Origin of the sequence: Micromonospora cremea, from assembly GCF_900143515.1 — a bacterium.
Lineage (GTDB): Bacteria > Actinomycetota > Actinomycetes > Mycobacteriales > Micromonosporaceae > Micromonospora > Micromonospora cremea.
Genome location: NZ_FSQT01000002.1, coordinates 1912482 through 1926700, shown reverse-complemented (window position 1 = coordinate 1926700; position 14219 = coordinate 1912482). Strand labels below are relative to the sequence as shown.

Sequence of the window (14219 nt, the reverse complement as noted above, 5' to 3'; positions counted from 1 at the left end):
GTGCGCCGATCCACGCCGCGTCCCGAACTCCGTCGGGCGGTCCGCTACTTCCTCTGCCTCAACGCGCTGGCCATCATCGGGGTAGCGGTCGCAGTGTCCCTGGCGAGCGTCCATCTGGCCCGGGAACAGGCGGTGCACTTCGCCGAGCACAGCGCGCGCGGTATGGCCGAGTGGCTGATCTCGCCCCACTGCACGCCGAGGCTGCGGGCCGGAGATCCGGCGGCGCTGCGGGCGCTCGACGAGGCGGTACGGGCCCGGATGCGGGACGGCTCGGTGGTCCGGGTCAAGGTGTGGAGTGTCGACGGACGGGTGCTCTATTCCGACCAGGCCGAGCTGATCGGGCGCCGCTACGAGCTCGCTGCCGAGGACCGTGCACTCGCCGGTACCAACCGGGTGACGGCCGCGATCAGCGAGCTGGACCGGGCCGAGCACGAGTACGAACAACAGGTCGAGCGGTTGGTCGAGGTCTACCTGAGCCTGTCGGGGACCGACGGGGAGCCGGTGTTGTTCGAGGCGTACTTCCCGGCGGACCGGCTGGAGGACGACGCACGGTACATCGGTTGGCGGCTCGCGCCGCTGGCGCTGCTGGCCATTGTCGTCCTGCAGCTGTTCCAGCTTCCGCTGGCGCTGGCGCTCGCCCGCCGACTGGACCACGCCCATCGCGAACGGGGCCGTCTGCTGGAGCACGCCATCGCCGCATCCGAGCTGGAACGGCGAAGGATCGCCCGCGACCTGCACGACGAGGTCATCCAGGATCTGGCGGGGGTGGGCTACTCCCTGGGGGCGGTGGAGCTGCATCTGTCCGGTGGGGGCGAGCGGCTCCGGGAGACGGTCCGTCGGCTCTCCGCCACCGTGCAACGGGATGTACGGGCGCTGCGCCGGGCCATGGTCGACATCCATCCGCCGGACCTGTCCGTCACCAGACTCCCGACCGCTCTGAACGAGCTGGCCGAACCTATGCGCGCGACGGGCAAGGTCTGCCACGTGCAGGTCGTCGAGACGTCCGAGTTGCCGGTCAACGTCCGCCAACTGCTCTACCGCAGCGCCCGCGAAGCGCTACGCAACATAGACAAGCACGCCCACGCCGACCGGATCGACCTCACCGTCGAGACCTTCGGCGATCAGGTGCGTTTGACCGTTGACGACAACGGCGTCGGCTTCGACGCGGCCGATCCGCCCCAGCCCGATCACCTCGGAATGCGGCTTCTCGGCGAGGCGGTCCGGGAGGTCCGGGGCACGCTCTCCGTCACCAGCGCGCCGGGGGTCGGCACCGTGGTCACCGTTGTCCTGCCGCTCGACGACAGCGGTCAGCAACGGCGATGGGTGCCGTGGCGCCGGTAGGCCGCGACACCTGCAGAGGCGGAACATACGACGTGCCGCCGCTGGCAAACACGAACGCCCCCACCACCTCACGGCAGCGGGGGCGTTCCGGTGAAGGTCAGGCGTCGAAGCGGACCCGACGGCGGCGCGCCACCACCAGCGCCACGCCAGCCAGCACCGCGATCACACCGACGGCGCCGAGCGCAGTGGCGTTGACACCGGTGACGGGAAGGCCGCCGCCCGCGCCCGGCGCGGGGCTGGTGGTCGGCGGGGCGTCACTCGCGCCCGGGGCGGGGCTGGTGGTGGGGCGGGGCGGTGTTCGGCTTGAGGGGGTTGGATTCGCAGCCAATCCCCGGCGTGCCCCTGTTGCCGTCCAGGCCCCGCGGGTCGTTGTTCACGTCCACCAACGTGACCTGTACTGGACGTCAGAGCAGTTGACCGTGCCCGCAGGGTTGGCGAAGTCGGCGCACAGGTTCTGCTCAGTGCCGGTGTAGACGTACGCCTCGCAGTCGCGCGGCTCCTCGGGCTGGCTGGTCGGCGGGGTGGTCGGCGTCTTCGTCGGTTCGGCGCCCGGCTCGACCGCCTGGAAGTTGACGGCCTCCGGTTTGAGGTTTTGCCTGGTCGCTGAACGACCACTTCAGTCCGGGCACCACCGCCGACTCGGCGGGCCCTACTATCGCCGGCATGGCAACGCGGCTCGTTCAGATCAACATGAAGGCTCGGGACGACTCCGCGCTGGGCGGTTTCTGGGCGGAGGCGCTCGGCTGGGGAGTCTCCAGCGAGGGACCCGGCGTGACCAACCTCGAACCCGAGGGCTTCGTCTACCCCGACCCTGTCGCTGTCTGCCTCGACCTCATCGTCTCCCCCGAACCCAAGACGGTGAAGAACCGCGTGCACGTCAACCTTGCCACCAGCTCGGCTGCCCATCAGGCGGAGGTGGTCACGCGCCTGAAGGATCTCGGCGCGACAACTGCCGACATAGGCCAGGGCGACGTCCCATGGACGGTCATGGCCGACCCGGAGGGCAACGAGTTCTGTGTGCTGGACCCCCGACCGCTCTACCGAGACACCGGACCGATCGCCGCGGTAGTGGTCGACTGCGCGGATCCGCGAGCCATGGCCCGCTTCTGGGGCGAGGCCATGGACTGGGCCCTGCACGAGGTGACCGATCACAGGGCGGTACTGCGCTCCGCCAAGGGCGTCGGCCCATATCTGCAGTTCCTCCGCACACCCGACGTGAAGACCGTGTGGAACCGCGTCCACCTCGACGTCCGCCCATACTCAGGTGACGACCTAGAGGCCGAGGCGGCCAGACTGCGGGCCCTCGGCGCCACCGCCATCGACCTAGGCCAGAACGATGTCCCGTGGACCGTCCTCGCAGACCCGGAAGGCAACGAATTCTGCCTCCTCACGCCAAGCTGACCCGAACCCTCGTCAGCCGCGGCCGGAGCCTCGAGGTGCTTGGCCTCGACGCCGTGACCGGCACGCCCGTCGTCGACCTGAAACCGGCGATGATCGAGTTCCAACCCACCGACGTCCGGCAACCGGCATGGGCCACGCGCTTCATGGCCGAGTACTTCTTGCTCTAGAATAAGATCATCCAGCAGCCGAGGTGAGTCATCGATGTCCACCGCCGCGGTATTCGACGGCGTCGGTGCGGTCAGCGCCAGGACGATCGCCAGCCGTTCCGCCTCAGCGAGTGGGCCGACATGCTGCCCTCAACGGTCGTGCCCAAGCTCTGATACGACACGCTGTCAGAGCGCTTCCCGTCACGGGACATGCTTGACACTCGCGTCCCACCACATGCTTGGCGCTGCCGTAACCTCCCGGCGTGGACGCTTACGAGAATCCGCCGTTGGTGTCGCACGGTCTGGCGGATGAGGCGCTTACTGCTGCTCTAGAGGGCAGGGACCAGGCGCTTGAGCCCAACTCTGTGTTGGTGGGACTGGCGCTCTACGACGACGACCGCCTCTTTGTCGAGCGCTGGTGCTAGCGGATTGCGCACGAGAGCTCTGACCGGGGGCTCGTCGCGACAGCGTCGCTCTGTCTGGGTCACCTCGCTCGACGCTTCGGGTATCTGGAGCCCGAGTCAGTCATGCTCGTCCGCCAGCTCGCCGAGCGTTCGGACCTCGACGGCCGGGTCTTCTCCGACCTGGATGACGTGACGTTCTTCCTTGAGGAGCTGCCCAACCGGAGGAAGTCGGAGCAGGGCAACTAGGCCGAACGCCAAGCATGTCGTAGGACCAGATACCCCTGCCACGGTTCAGCCAGGGGCCCAACGATGGAGGGCCGGCAGCCGGCGGGCCAGCTCGCGGCGCAGCGCGTCGCGGCCCGGAGTCATATAGGCGAGCGGAACCAGGATCTCGTAAGGGCGACTCTGCCCGTGCCCCGCCCACTGCCACGGAGGTCAGCTCCACCGCGTCAGAGGTCAGAAACCTCAGCGGATCGCGTAGGCCCCGAGACCCGGCTCTAGTAGGTCGAACGTTCGCGTGCCGGCGTCGCTCAACGCGGCGGCGACGTCATCGAGGTCGTCGCCGTCGAGCGTGCGCCTGAGCGTCTCGGTGAAGAGGACCCGGTGCGCGGCGCCGAGCTGGGCGGCGACCGCCCGGGGTACGACGTCGTCGGGCTCGGCGTGCACCTCGTCCGCGAGCTGGTCGGCCAGAGCGTTCTCGCGCAGGTCGTGGAACTCGCGCAGGCGGGCGGTCAGGGTCGGGCTCTCCACGATCATCCGGACGAAGGGGAGGCCCGCGAAGCCGATCACCGGGTCGCGGCGGTGAACGGCGGCCAGGAACTCCCGCCGCAGAGCGGCGAGCGCCGACTCCCCGACGGCCCGCCCCGCCACGGTGCGGGCGAGGGAGCCCACGAACTCGTCCCGCAGGTCGAGGGCCATGTCCTCTTTGCGGGGGAAGTAGTTGGTGACGGTCATCTTGGCGACGTGTGCCGCCGCGGCGATCTCGGCGATGGTCACGGTCTCGAAGCCGCGCTCCATGAAGAGCCGGGTCGCCACGTCGGAGATCGCCTGGCGAGTCTCCCGCTTCTTCTGTTCACGCAAGGGGGAGGGCGATGCGGTCATGTCGACAGTCTCGCATAGGTCCGACCCAACTTTGTCCTTGACATAGTTTGTGTGTCGAGCCTAAACTTATGTCGTACCTAAGCCGAGGAGGGCACTTGAATCTCCGTACCACTCACGCGGTTCCCGCCACTGGCCCCGCGCCCCGAGTCCGCGGCACTGTGAAGACGCCGAAGGGCGGCCAGCCCCTTCCGCGTGGTGTCCAATCCGTGCGGCTGCCACATCGACGGGCCCGGTAGACCTGCCGCGCCGCGCCGCGCCGAGTCCAGTCCCAGCCCAGCCCGTCCTCGGAGGAGAACCATGAACGTCACCACCACGACCCTGTCCCTCACCGTCGACGACGTCACCGCGTCCCGCGACTTCCTCACCACGCACCTCGGCTACCACGAGACGGCCGCAGCCGACGGATTCGCCTCTCTGAGCCGGGCTGACGCGGCGGCCGACATCGTGCTGCTGCAACGGGGGATCGAGGTCCTTCCCGAGGGGCAACGCGATCAGCGGGCGTCGGGGCTGATCCTGGCGTTCACCGTGTCGGACCTGGCCGACGTGCTCGCCAGGCTGGAGGACGACGGGGTCACCATCACCCTCCCGTTGCGCGAGGAGCCGTGGGGTGAGCGGCTGTTCCAGGTCACGGACCCCAACGGTGTGGTGATCCAGTTCGTCGAGTGGGCCACGCCCGCCGCCGGCTGACCCGCCGACGTCCCACTCGATGTGGAGCAACGGAAAGCCCCCGAACAGCCGAAATGGCAAGGTCGGGGGCTCTTTCGTAGCGACGGTGCTTGTTCAGCCGTGCTGCCGCCGGTGGCCGAGGCGGGCCTGCCGGTGCACGTCGGCCTTCACACGTCAGCGCAGTTCGAGCGTGAGCAGCGGCTCAGCGAACACAGGCGCTGGTGCGCCGGGGTCTGCGGCAACAGCCTGCTCCAGTCGGCGGAAGCCGACCTCCAGGTCGTCCGGACCCAGCTGCCCGAAGAACGAGAGGGTGCGCAGGCGCAGCCGTTCGAGCATGTCGCCGCAGGTGCCCGAGGACGGCTCAGTGACCGTGCCAAAGCTGGCAACGCGCCAGCCGACCGACGTGAACATCGCGATGACCTCGTGCAGCGGCTGAAACAGCGAGGCGTCCACCTCGTATCCGTTGGGGAAGTGCTGCAGCCACCACGGCCGCGGATGGTGGTCGCTGAAATTCGCGCGCAGTAGCAGCCGCCCACCGGGTCTGAGCACCCTGGCCAGCTCCCGGGCTGCACGGGGCTTGTCCTGGACGTGGTGCCAGGACAGGAACATGAGAGCGTAGTCGGCACTGTTGGACGGCACTGGCATGTCTTCGGCGGCGCCTGCCAGATATCGCACTCCGGGATGCTGGGACTGCGTCTGCGCAACCTCGCGCATGCGGACCGACGGCTCGATGCCCGTGACTGGCCCGAACGCTTCTGCCAGTGCGGGGCTGAACCTGCCGGTCCCCGAGCCGATGTCCAGCCCCGCCAGCGGACGCCGCTCGGGCAGTACCGCTTCAAAGGCGCTCATCCACACCTGCAGTTGCTGCTGGGCGAGCGCGCGGCCGCGCGCGTAGTCCTGGTACTGCTCGGTGTCGTAGTCGATGGACCTCATCGCACCTCCCGCTTGGCCGGACGACCACGAACGTCGCCCCGATATATCAGCCCGATACATCGGCACGATATTCGTCATCGCGTCACCCCACAAGGTGCCTGTGCGACCGGACCTTCACCGGCGACCCACTCGACAAGACCCGCGGGCTTCTGGCCGCGGAGGTCACCACCGCCCTGGTCGCGCGGCCCCCTCTGCTCCGAGTTCCTTGGGGCGCACGGATGAGAGGCGTCTGACCTGCCGGAAGGCGGCCAGACGCCTCCTGTCATTCCTGACCGGGTGGACGCATTGGTGCTCGTACGTCGAGCTGCTCTGGTGCCCGCCGGCCGTCAGCTACCGGCGGAGCGCGGACGGTCTGCGGGCCGGCGGCCGGAGGCGAGCCGCCACAGCGCGAGCGCGCCGACAAGCAGGCCGAAGTCGCGCAGGGCCACGTCGTAGAACTCGCCGAGCAGCAGAAGGTTCACGATGATCCCGGCCAGCCAGGCGGCCACCACGACAGCGCCGTACTTCGGCCGGGCCGCCACGAGGAGGCCGGCCACGATCTCGATCACGCCAACGGCGTACATCGCCTGCTGCCCGGTGCCCGGGACGAGCCGGTCGACGAAGGGCGCGAGGTAGCTCGGCCAGTCGGCCAACAGGTTGAAGAACTTGTCCAGACCGAACGCGATCGGCGCCACCGTGAAGACGGTGCGCAACAACAGGAACGCTTGCTGGGCACCGTCTCCTGCGCGTGCGGTCAGTCCGGCGATCGTTGATGAGCTCGATGCGGTGGTGGCCACGAGAGTCCCCAATCTTCTAGAAACGCATTGTCTGTCTTTTAGACGCTAGGGGCGCACCCTTCTAAAGTCAACAGACGCGTGTTTTACACTTTGGTCATGGCTCCTCGCCCCCGGCCCGACCGCATCGCCGCCCTGGCCGCCCTCGACGACCCGCAACGCCGAGCCGTGTTCGACTTCGTCGCCCGCAGCGCGACGGCGATCAGCCGCGACGCGGCGGCCAACGCTCTGGGCGTCAGCCGGCGGGTTGCCGCATTCCATCTCGACCGGCTGGCAGAGCAGGGCCTGCTGGCCGTCGAGTACCGCCGGCCGCCGGGCCGCACGGGGCCCGGCGCGGGTCGCCCCGCGAAGCTGTACCGACGGATGGCGGGCGAGGTGGCGGTGTCGGTGCCCGAGCGGCACTACGACCTCGTCGGCGGGTTGCTCGCGGCGGCCGTGGCAGAGTCGATCGACACCGGGGCTCCCGTCAAGGAGGTGCTTGATCGAACGGCCTACGAGGCCGGGAGGTCGATCGGCGCGGCGGCAGACGATGTCGTGGCGGCGCTTGAGGAGGCCGGCTACGAGCCACGGCGCGAGGATCACGACGGCGGCGCTCTGGCGCTGGGCAACTGTCCGTTCCACCGGCTCGCCCAGCAGTTCACGGCACTCGTGTGCGGGGTCAACCTTCAGCTGCTGCGGGGCGTCGCCGACGGTGCGGGCGAACCGCACCTCGTGGTGCTCGACCCTAGCCCGGGCCACTGCTGTGTGCAGCTGACGCCGGCAGCATCCTGAACCAGCGCCTCACGCGGCTTCCGCCCGGCGTCACAGCCTCGGCAGGCGCCCGGGGGTGTCAGGCCGCGGCGATGTCGGCGGCCGTGGCGTGGGTGACCGGAGCGGCCGAGATGGTCAGGGAAGCGAGCAGAGCCATCTTCTCTGCGCTGCTCGAGCCCGGTTCGGCGTGGTAGACAACGAGCAATTGGCCTTTGGCGCCGCCGATGCTGAGCTTCTCGCGGTTGAGAACGAGGTCGCCGACCTGAGGGTGCTGCATGCGGGTGGGCACGCCCTCGCAGGTGCGTACGTCGTGCCGGGCCCAGAGCTGTCGGAATCGTGGGCTGGCCAGCGACAGCTCGCCGACCAGCTGGACGAATCGCGGGTCGTCGGTATCGGTGCCCACGGCCTTGCGGAAGCTGCCGACCAGGTTGGCTGTGGCCAGGTCCCAGTCGGGGTACATCGCGCGTTCGGCTGGGTCGAGGAACACGGCGGTGAGCCGGTTCTGGCCGGCATGCAGGTTGGGCGAGAGCGCGCGGGCGAGGCTGTTGGCGGCGAGCACGTCGAAGTAGCGGTCCTCGACGAACGCAGGTATGCCCACGACGTCGAGCAGCTGACGGATGCTGACCGGTACGGTCTCTCGCCGTGGACGGCGTCGCCGGTGCCGGGGCTGTGGTGTGGCCAGGCTCAGCAGGTAGTCGGTCGCCGCGTCGTCGAGGCGCAGGACGCGGGCGAGCGCCTCGAGGACCTGCATCGAGGGATTGCGGTCGCGGCCCTGCTCGAGTCGCAGGTAGTAGTCGGCGCTGATACCGGCGAGCATGGCGACCTCTTCACGCCGTAGGCCGGCGACGCGTCGCACGCCGTCGGCGGGCAGGCCGACGCTGTCAGGCTGGACGAGCTCGCGGCGGGCCCGCAGGTAGCCACCGAGCAGATTGTTGTCGCGCACCATCCCCAGGTTAACCGCGCGGATTGCGGCAAGCCTGTCCCTGCCACTCCCAGGATCACCGGGGCTCATCCTGTTTCACCCCGTTGGGTGGAGGGTGGAGCAGTCACCCGCTGGCGCCGCCGTCCGGCGCCTGCGGTGGCGGGAAGAGCGTCCGCTTTACGGCATCAGTGAGAGGAATCGTCATGACGTCAACCACAGTTCCCGGCGGAACGTTCACCATGGGGGACCTGGTGGTCGCCCGGATGGGGTACGGCGCGATGCAGTTGGCCGGCCCGCACGTCTTCGGTCCGCCGGCCGACCGCGCCGCCGCGGTGGCGGTGCTGCGCGAGGCCGTCGACCTGGGGATCAACCACATCGACACGGCCGACTTCTACGGCCCGTACGTCACCAACGAGATCATCAAGGAGGCCCTGCACCCGTACCCGAACGACCTGCACCTCGTGACGAAGGTCGGATCGGTGCGGGACGCCGAGGGGAACTGGCCGAAGGCGCTGGCTCCCGAGCAGCTGCGCCAGGCTGTGCACGACAACCTGGACCACCTCGGGCTCGACGTACTCGATGTGGTCAACCTGCGCGTCGGCGGCTTCGACAGGCCCACCCCCGGCTCCATCTCCGAGCCGTTCGCCGCGCTCGCGCAGCTGCAGCAGGAGGGGCTGATCAAGCATCTCGGTCTCAGCACGGTCAACGCCGAGCAGATCGTCGAGGCGCAGTCGATCGCCCCGGTCGTGTGCGTGCAGAACTACTACAACATCGCGAACCGGGACGACGACGACATGATCGATTCTCTCGCCGCGCAGGGCATCGCCTACGTGCCCTACTTCCCGCTCGGCGGCTTCTCCCCGCTGCAGTCCGCGGAACTGAACGCGGTCGCCACGCGTCTCGGCAACACACCGATGGCCGTCGCGCTGGCGTGGCTGCTCCAGCGCTCTCCGAACATCCTGCTCATCCCCGGCACCTCATCCGTCGCGCACCTGCGGGAGAACGTCTCCGCCACCGCGCTGACCCTTCCCGAGGACGCGCTCGCCGAGCTGGATGCCATCAGCGCCGGCTGAGGCGGGCGGTCACCAGGGAGAGGCACAGCAGCGCCACTGCGGCGCCCGCGGTGAAGGCCAGCACGGTGACGGACGAGGCGGCCAGGCCGGCGAGAATCACGACCGGCGCGATCCGGCACACCAGCGCCAAGCCCTGGTGCCCCGCGACCGCGAACGGGCGGGCCAGCACGATGAAGGCGACGCAGAGCGCCACGAAACCCAGGCTGGCGGCGACCATGTGCACGGTGCCGGGCCCACTCAACGTCACGGTGGGTGCCGGCGGGGCGTCGGCGGGGAAGCCGGCGCCCGGATCCACGGGGAAGATCGCGGCGATCAGGAACGTCGCGCCGAAGGCACCGACCAACGGCGGTGCCCACCTCCGCGCGCCACCGTTAGGCAACGCTCGGCGCAGACCCGTCGCCCCGGCGATCAGGAGGGCGGCCGTGATCACGAAGTTGACCATCTGGATCCAGCCCCATGCGCCGAGGCTGAGCTGACTGATCGCGTTGCGGCCGAAGTCGAAGCCATCCCGGGTGAGGCCCTGCGCCGCACCCACGGCGAGGAACACCGGGCCCGCCGCGACACCGCAGCGGAGCAGCAGGAGAGTGGTGGGGTGGGAGGTGGTGAATCCGGGTGCGGTCGAGGCGAATGCAGTGGTCACAGCGCGTACTCCCTCATGATGGTCGCAAAGCCGGCGAACACGGCGGCACCTGCGGGACGGCGGATTGATCCCCGTCCGGTGACCTTCACGATTCGCTACCGGCCCCACCCCATCAAGGCGCGATCGCACCGTCGTCGTTTACCCAGGGTCAACGATCCGAGGCCGGGGAGAGTTGGTTCCCGACGAGCGCCAGCAAGGCGGCGTGCGTCGGCTGATCTGCCGCAACGATGAGCCCACCCGCGCCGGTATGCAGCGGTTGGCCCTGGATACCGGTCACCACGCATCCCGCTGCCTTGCACAGGGCGATTCCAGCGGCGAAGTGCACGCTGTCCCGCAGGTCGCCGTCGGTCACGTACGCGGCTCGCCGGCCGGCTGCCACCCACGCCGCCGCCAGGCTGGTGGAGACCACGCGTGGGCGGAACCGCTCGACGAACCCGGCGTCGGCGAGCAGCCGCACAGCGCGGAACTCCGGAGCGTTCGGGAACGGCGGATCGAGGTTGACGTCCACCAACACCGACTCGGCCGACGGCTTGAGCTGCTCGTCCACGCCGTTGCGGCGCACGTAAGCGCGATCGCCGTCAGTCCAGAACACTTCGTCGGCGAACGGGTCGGCTGAGGCCGCCGCGGTGACTGTCGAACCCGTCCGCAGCGCGACGTTCACCGCGACCAGCATGTTGCGTGCGGCGAAGTTCAGCGTGCCGCAGAGGGGGTCGACCAGCCACATCCGCTCGGCGGTGCTGGCGCCCGTGCGTCCGCTCTCCTCACCCGTGACGGCATCCTGCGGGCGGGCGGAACGAAGAACGTCGAGGATCACCTTCTCCGCTTCGATGTCGGCGGCAGTGGCGAAGTCGCCCCCGGATTTCTCGAAGCGCGCCAGCGAGGCCCCGTACATGGTTCGCACGACAGCGGCTCCCGCCTCCGCCGCCGTGATCGCCACGTCTACGTCTTTGATCAGCATGCGAGCAGGATAGGCACGGCTGCCGCACCGGAAACCCCTCAGCGACTCGGGGTGCGTAGCTCCGGGACCGGTACGGGGATTTCCTGATGGAGCCTCACCTGCCGTCCTGCCAGGCTGGGGCGATGACCGACACCGATATACGGGTCTCCCGCCAGCCGATCCGCCTGGTGCGGACGGCGGCCGTCGGCGCGCCCGTGCTCCTGCTGCTCTACGGCATCCTGCGGATCATCGACGGCCTGGACGGCGACCACGGCCCGGGCTGGGCGTGGGATCTGGGCCACGCCCTGTTCCTGGTCGCGTTCGTGCTCTTCGCCGGTCTGGTCGTCGGTCTGCGGCGGCTGCTCGCGTCCGCCGGTGCCGCTGATTCAAGCACCAGGCCGCGCACCGGGCTCCGGGTGCTTCTGGACGTGGCGACGGCCGCCGGTCTGGTCGGCGCGGCTGCCTTCCTGTGGGTGATCCTCGGTGACCTCTTCCCCCGGCTGGCCGACGCCGCGCCACTGCCGGATCCGGCGATGGCGGCGGGGCCGCTGCTGTTCCAGTTCGGCCTTCTCACCATGCTGGTACGGGCCGCTGTCGGCAGGCCACGACTCATTCCAGGCTGGGGCCCGCCGCTGGTGCTGCTCGGCTTCGTGTCGATCGCCGTCAACCTGGACCTGCTGCCGATCGGCGCCGCGTTGATCCTCTCCGGACTCCTCCCCCTGTGGCGGCAGGTCAACTGACGGTCCGGCCGAAGGGGTCGCTGCGGTCGTGCCGCACCAGGCCGGCCCGGTGACCTGCCCGTCGCGTCCGGACGGCAACCATGAGGCTCCTGAACAGCGGAAACGCTGCTCGGGCACCTTTTTCGTCGGTGACGTCGGGGCCGGCGCTCGTCGCCGGTCAACGGCTGGACGGTGGCCATGACCCTGCCGCCGGGCGCCAGCGTCACCAACGCCTGGAACGCCAACCGGAGCGGAGACACCTGCGACCTAGTACGGCCTCGATCACTCGGGCTGGTCGAGCCAGATCACGATCCCGGTCAGCTCGTTGAGCACGGCCGCCACGCCCGCCCGGATGGCTGCCGTACAGCGCTCGGCCGTGAACGAGCCGGGGTCGTACGTCGAGGACATGCCGAGCCCCTCGCCACGAAACGACGCGCCGGACCAGTCGACCGCCGTCACGTTGTGGGTGGGCTCGGCCAGCTCCGCCCCCACCACGAGGAACTGCTGTTCGAGGTGGTTCGGGGTGACCAGCGCAAGGGGGTCGATGAGACCGTTGCCCGCGCTGACGATGAGGTCGGGACGCATCCCCATGGCCTTGGTGATGCTGGGAACGGCGTCGTGGGCGTTACCCACGACGATCTTCCTGAGGCCGAGGTGCTCGTCGTCGGCCCAGCCCTCGACCGCCGTCACGAGAGTCTTGGTCGGCTGGTCGTCGCCGGTCGTAAGCAGCACCACCCGGTAGTCGCGTGGCGGGTGGACACCGGTCCACGAGCCGGGCCGCGGCCGGACCGTCCCCTCCGGAGCGGGCGTGGTCGAAGGGTCGACGAACCCCGGGCCGAGGGAGCCGATGGCGCTGGGTCTCGGATGCGGCTGTGACCAGTCGTCGCCGGAGCTGCATCCGGTGACCAGCGCGACGGCGGCGGCCAGCATGGCAACGGCCCGAAGCGGGGGGCGCAAGGCGATCGTCCTCCGATTGGTGGCGGAAAAGTGCGCGTACTGCTCGTATTCCTATCCCAATTCCGGCCGCTCTCGATGCGCGGGTGGCCGCTCCGGGAATTTGTTTTCCGGCGGTTCGTCGACGTGCGGGCTCGTGTTCACCCACGACATGCAGCGTGCACTGGCCAACCGAGGGAGTCGCATGTTCGGCCGCGTCCGCCGTACCGTTATCGCCATTGTTGTCGGGACCGCTGCCGCGGTTATCCCCCTTTTGGGCGGCGAGTCGGCTTCCGCCCACGGCTTCTCGTCGACCGTCTACGCGAAAATCACCCCGGGAGACGAGGGTCACATACGCACGGCAGTGGAGCTCGAATACGACCTCCTCGTCGTGTCCGCCGCCGATTCCGGTGACGATGATCCGCTCTTTCAGGAGGGAACGGCCGCGTTCGACGCGGGTGACTCCGAGGCGCAGGCCGCCTCGTTGAACAAGCATGCCGAGACGACGCTCAGGTACGTCGCCGACCGCTTCGCGGTGACCTCCAAGGGTGCGGCCTGCCAGCCGGCGCGGGTGGGCGACGCGACGATCGGCGAGCGCGAAGGCGTGCCGTACGCGAATCTGCTGCTCGACTGGGCCTGCCCCGAGCGGACCGACGAGCACGGGGTGCGCAGCGCGCTGTTCCCTGACGACGAGGGCTACGTCAAGGGCACCAAGACGATCGTCACCTACGAGATCGACGGCCGTTCGGGCAGTGCGGCGCTCGACGCCGGCAACCCCTCCTTCTCCACCGGCCAGTCCTGGTACGAGCGGTTCCGGGAGTTCTTCCTGCTGGGCGCCGAGCACCTGCTGTCCGGGATCGACCACATCCTGTTCCTGCTTGCGCTCATCGCCGGGTCGCGGCGCCTGCGAGAGATCGTGCTCGCCGCCACGAGCTTCACCCTGGCCCACTCGGTGACGTTCATGCTCGCCGCCCTCGGCCTGGTCGACGTGCCGGCGAGGGTGGTGGAGCCGATCATCGCGTTGTCGATCGCCGTGGTCGCCGGCTGGCACCTGTGGGGAATCTGGCGGCGCGGTGACCACGCCACCGATCTCGATCCGGCGGGCCGTGGCCACTTCAGCCTGGATCGCTCCGGCTGGATCCGCCTCGGTGTCGTGTTCTGCTTCGGCCTCGTACACGGCCTGGGATTCGCGGGCGCGCTGGGCATCGACGAGGCGTGGTCGTGGACCCTGCTGTGGTCCCTGCTGGTGTTCAACGTCGGCATCGAGGTCGTGCAGTTGGCGATTATCGCGCTCGTCTTCCCATTGCTGATCGCGTTGCGGGGTCGTACGCCGAAAACCGGGCTCTGGGCGACCGGCGCTATTTCCGCCTGCGTGTCCATTATGGGAGTGGTCTGGTTCGCGCAACGCGTGTCGGGGTCCTGAGCAGGCTCAATAACTCGGGAAGTGCAGCCAGCCGCAAGATCACGTTCACGGTCGGTT

At 69.2% G+C, this 14219-nt stretch carries 18 protein-coding genes; 10 read left to right on the top strand and 8 right to left on the bottom strand.

Annotated elements, in window-relative coordinates; all coding sequences use genetic code 11:
* Positions 1-1341 carry a sensor histidine kinase gene (locus tag BUS84_RS22380; RefSeq protein ID WP_143728481.1) on the top strand — a complete coding sequence of 447 codons (1341 nt, stop codon included), beginning with the start codon at positions 1-3 and terminating at the stop codon, positions 1339-1341.
* Positions 1342-1438: 97 nt separating this feature from the next.
* On the opposite strand, the gene BUS84_RS36750 is transcribed toward BUS84_RS22380, so the two are convergent.
* Positions 1439-1669: an LPXTG cell wall anchor domain-containing protein gene (locus BUS84_RS36750; protein ID WP_084757556.1), complete on the bottom strand. Its 231-nt coding sequence runs from the start codon at positions 1667-1669 to the stop codon at positions 1439-1441.
* Positions 1670-2004: 335 nt separating this feature from the next.
* Here BUS84_RS36750 and BUS84_RS22375 point away from each other — a divergent pair, with 335 nt between their 5' ends.
* The 4 genes from BUS84_RS22375 (at position 2005) to BUS84_RS40730 (ending at position 3538) form a co-directional block, all read left to right on the top strand.
* Positions 2005-2742 (top strand): VOC family protein, encoded by a 738-nt coding sequence (locus BUS84_RS22375; protein WP_074315303.1) that lies wholly within the window; start codon positions 2005-2007, stop codon positions 2740-2742.
* Positions 2743-2777: 35 nt separating this feature from the next.
* Positions 2778-2909 carry a hypothetical protein gene (locus tag BUS84_RS40735; protein WP_280175148.1) on the top strand — a complete coding sequence of 44 codons (132 nt, stop codon included), beginning with the start codon at positions 2778-2780 and terminating at the stop codon, positions 2907-2909.
* Between the two features lie 242 nt (positions 2910-3151).
* Complete coding sequence (locus BUS84_RS40100; RefSeq protein ID WP_244298682.1) at positions 3152-3313, top strand: hypothetical protein; 162 nt, start codon at positions 3152-3154, stop codon at positions 3311-3313.
* 102 nt (positions 3314-3415) lie between these two features.
* The gene (locus BUS84_RS40730) at positions 3416-3538 is read left to right on the top strand and encodes a hypothetical protein (protein WP_280175147.1); all 123 of its coding nucleotides are present in this window, start codon (positions 3416-3418) and stop codon (positions 3536-3538) included.
* A 219-nt stretch (positions 3539-3757) separates the two neighbouring features.
* Here the strand turns inward: BUS84_RS40730 and BUS84_RS22360 are convergent, their stop codons facing one another.
* Positions 3758-4393, bottom strand: coding sequence for a TetR/AcrR family transcriptional regulator (locus BUS84_RS22360; RefSeq protein WP_074315301.1), 636 nt, complete (start codon positions 4391-4393; stop codon positions 3758-3760).
* A 297-nt stretch (positions 4394-4690) separates the two neighbouring features.
* Here BUS84_RS22360 and BUS84_RS22355 point away from each other — a divergent pair, with 297 nt between their 5' ends.
* Positions 4691-5080, top strand: coding sequence for a VOC family protein (locus tag BUS84_RS22355; RefSeq protein WP_074315299.1), 390 nt, complete (start codon positions 4691-4693; stop codon positions 5078-5080).
* A gap of 153 nt (positions 5081-5233) precedes the next feature.
* On the opposite strand, the gene BUS84_RS22350 is transcribed toward BUS84_RS22355, so the two are convergent.
* Positions 5234-5992, bottom strand: a complete 759-nt coding sequence (locus BUS84_RS22350) for a class I SAM-dependent methyltransferase (protein ID WP_074315298.1) — start codon at positions 5990-5992, stop codon at positions 5234-5236.
* Between the two features lie 326 nt (positions 5993-6318).
* A complete protein-coding gene (locus tag BUS84_RS22345) occupies positions 6319-6684 on the bottom strand; it encodes a hypothetical protein (protein ID WP_244298681.1) in 366 nt (121 codons plus the stop codon).
* A gap of 180 nt (positions 6685-6864) precedes the next feature.
* On the opposite strand from BUS84_RS22345, the gene BUS84_RS22340 reads away from it, so the two are divergent.
* Positions 6865-7536 (top strand): helix-turn-helix transcriptional regulator, encoded by a 672-nt coding sequence (locus BUS84_RS22340; RefSeq protein ID WP_074315296.1) that lies wholly within the window; start codon positions 6865-6867, stop codon positions 7534-7536.
* Between the two features lie 58 nt (positions 7537-7594).
* Here the strand turns inward: BUS84_RS22340 and BUS84_RS22335 are convergent, their stop codons facing one another.
* Positions 7595-8461 (bottom strand): helix-turn-helix domain-containing protein, encoded by an 867-nt coding sequence (locus BUS84_RS22335; RefSeq protein ID WP_074315294.1) that lies wholly within the window; start codon positions 8459-8461, stop codon positions 7595-7597.
* Between the two features lie 179 nt (positions 8462-8640).
* Here BUS84_RS22335 and BUS84_RS22330 point away from each other — a divergent pair, with 179 nt between their 5' ends.
* The gene (locus BUS84_RS22330; RefSeq protein WP_074315292.1) at positions 8641-9510 is read left to right on the top strand and encodes an aldo/keto reductase family oxidoreductase; all 870 of its coding nucleotides are present in this window, start codon (positions 8641-8643) and stop codon (positions 9508-9510) included.
* On the opposite strand, the gene BUS84_RS22325 is transcribed toward BUS84_RS22330, so the two are convergent.
* Entirely contained in the window at positions 9497-10150 is a 654-nt protein-coding gene (locus BUS84_RS22325) for a DUF998 domain-containing protein (protein WP_084757555.1), read from the bottom strand. The two genes, BUS84_RS22330 and BUS84_RS22325, sit on opposite strands and share 14 nt — an antisense overlap.
* A 148-nt stretch (positions 10151-10298) precedes the next feature.
* Positions 10299-11108, bottom strand: coding sequence for an inositol monophosphatase family protein (locus tag BUS84_RS22320; protein WP_074315291.1), 810 nt, complete (start codon positions 11106-11108; stop codon positions 10299-10301).
* Between the two features lie 122 nt (positions 11109-11230).
* On the opposite strand from BUS84_RS22320, the gene BUS84_RS22315 reads away from it, so the two are divergent.
* Positions 11231-11827, top strand: coding sequence for a hypothetical protein (locus BUS84_RS22315; protein ID WP_074315290.1), 597 nt, complete (start codon positions 11231-11233; stop codon positions 11825-11827).
* A gap of 261 nt (positions 11828-12088) precedes the next feature.
* On the opposite strand, the gene BUS84_RS22310 is transcribed toward BUS84_RS22315, so the two are convergent.
* Positions 12089-12763: a type 1 periplasmic-binding domain-containing protein gene (locus tag BUS84_RS22310; protein ID WP_143728479.1), complete on the bottom strand. Its 675-nt coding sequence runs from the start codon at positions 12761-12763 to the stop codon at positions 12089-12091.
* Between the two features lie 133 nt (positions 12764-12896).
* Here BUS84_RS22310 and BUS84_RS22305 point away from each other — a divergent pair, with 133 nt between their 5' ends.
* On the top strand, positions 12897-14162 hold the full coding sequence (locus BUS84_RS22305; protein WP_244298680.1) for a HupE/UreJ family protein: 1266 nt from the start codon (positions 12897-12899) through the stop codon (positions 14160-14162).
* Positions 14163-14219 lie beyond the last annotated feature (57 nt).

Bases quoted from the DNA above. Each gene is read 5' to 3' on its own strand.
- BUS84_RS22375 (WP_074315303.1), top strand. From the start codon at position 2,005: ATGGCAACGCGGCTCGTTCAGATCAACATGAAGGCTCGGGACGACTCC.
- BUS84_RS40730 (WP_280175147.1), top strand. From the start codon at position 3,416: ATGCTCGTCCGCCAGCTCGCCGAGCGTTCGGACCTCGACGGCCGGGTC.
- BUS84_RS22360 (WP_074315301.1), bottom strand. From the start codon at position 4,393: ATGACCGCATCGCCCTCCCCCTTGCGTGAACAGAAGAAGCGGGAGACT.
- BUS84_RS22355 (WP_074315299.1), top strand. From the start codon at position 4,691: ATGAACGTCACCACCACGACCCTGTCCCTCACCGTCGACGACGTCACC.
- BUS84_RS22350 (WP_074315298.1), bottom strand. From the start codon at position 5,992: ATGAGGTCCATCGACTACGACACCGAGCAGTACCAGGACTACGCGCGC.
- BUS84_RS22340 (WP_074315296.1), top strand. From the start codon at position 6,865: ATGGCTCCTCGCCCCCGGCCCGACCGCATCGCCGCCCTGGCCGCCCTC.
- BUS84_RS22335 (WP_074315294.1), bottom strand. From the start codon at position 8,461: ATGGTGCGCGACAACAATCTGCTCGGTGGCTACCTGCGGGCCCGCCGC.
- BUS84_RS22330 (WP_074315292.1), top strand. From the start codon at position 8,641: ATGACGTCAACCACAGTTCCCGGCGGAACGTTCACCATGGGGGACCTG.
- BUS84_RS22320 (WP_074315291.1), bottom strand. From the start codon at position 11,108: ATGCTGATCAAAGACGTAGACGTGGCGATCACGGCGGCGGAGGCGGGA.
- BUS84_RS22315 (WP_074315290.1), top strand. From the start codon at position 11,231: ATGACCGACACCGATATACGGGTCTCCCGCCAGCCGATCCGCCTGGTG.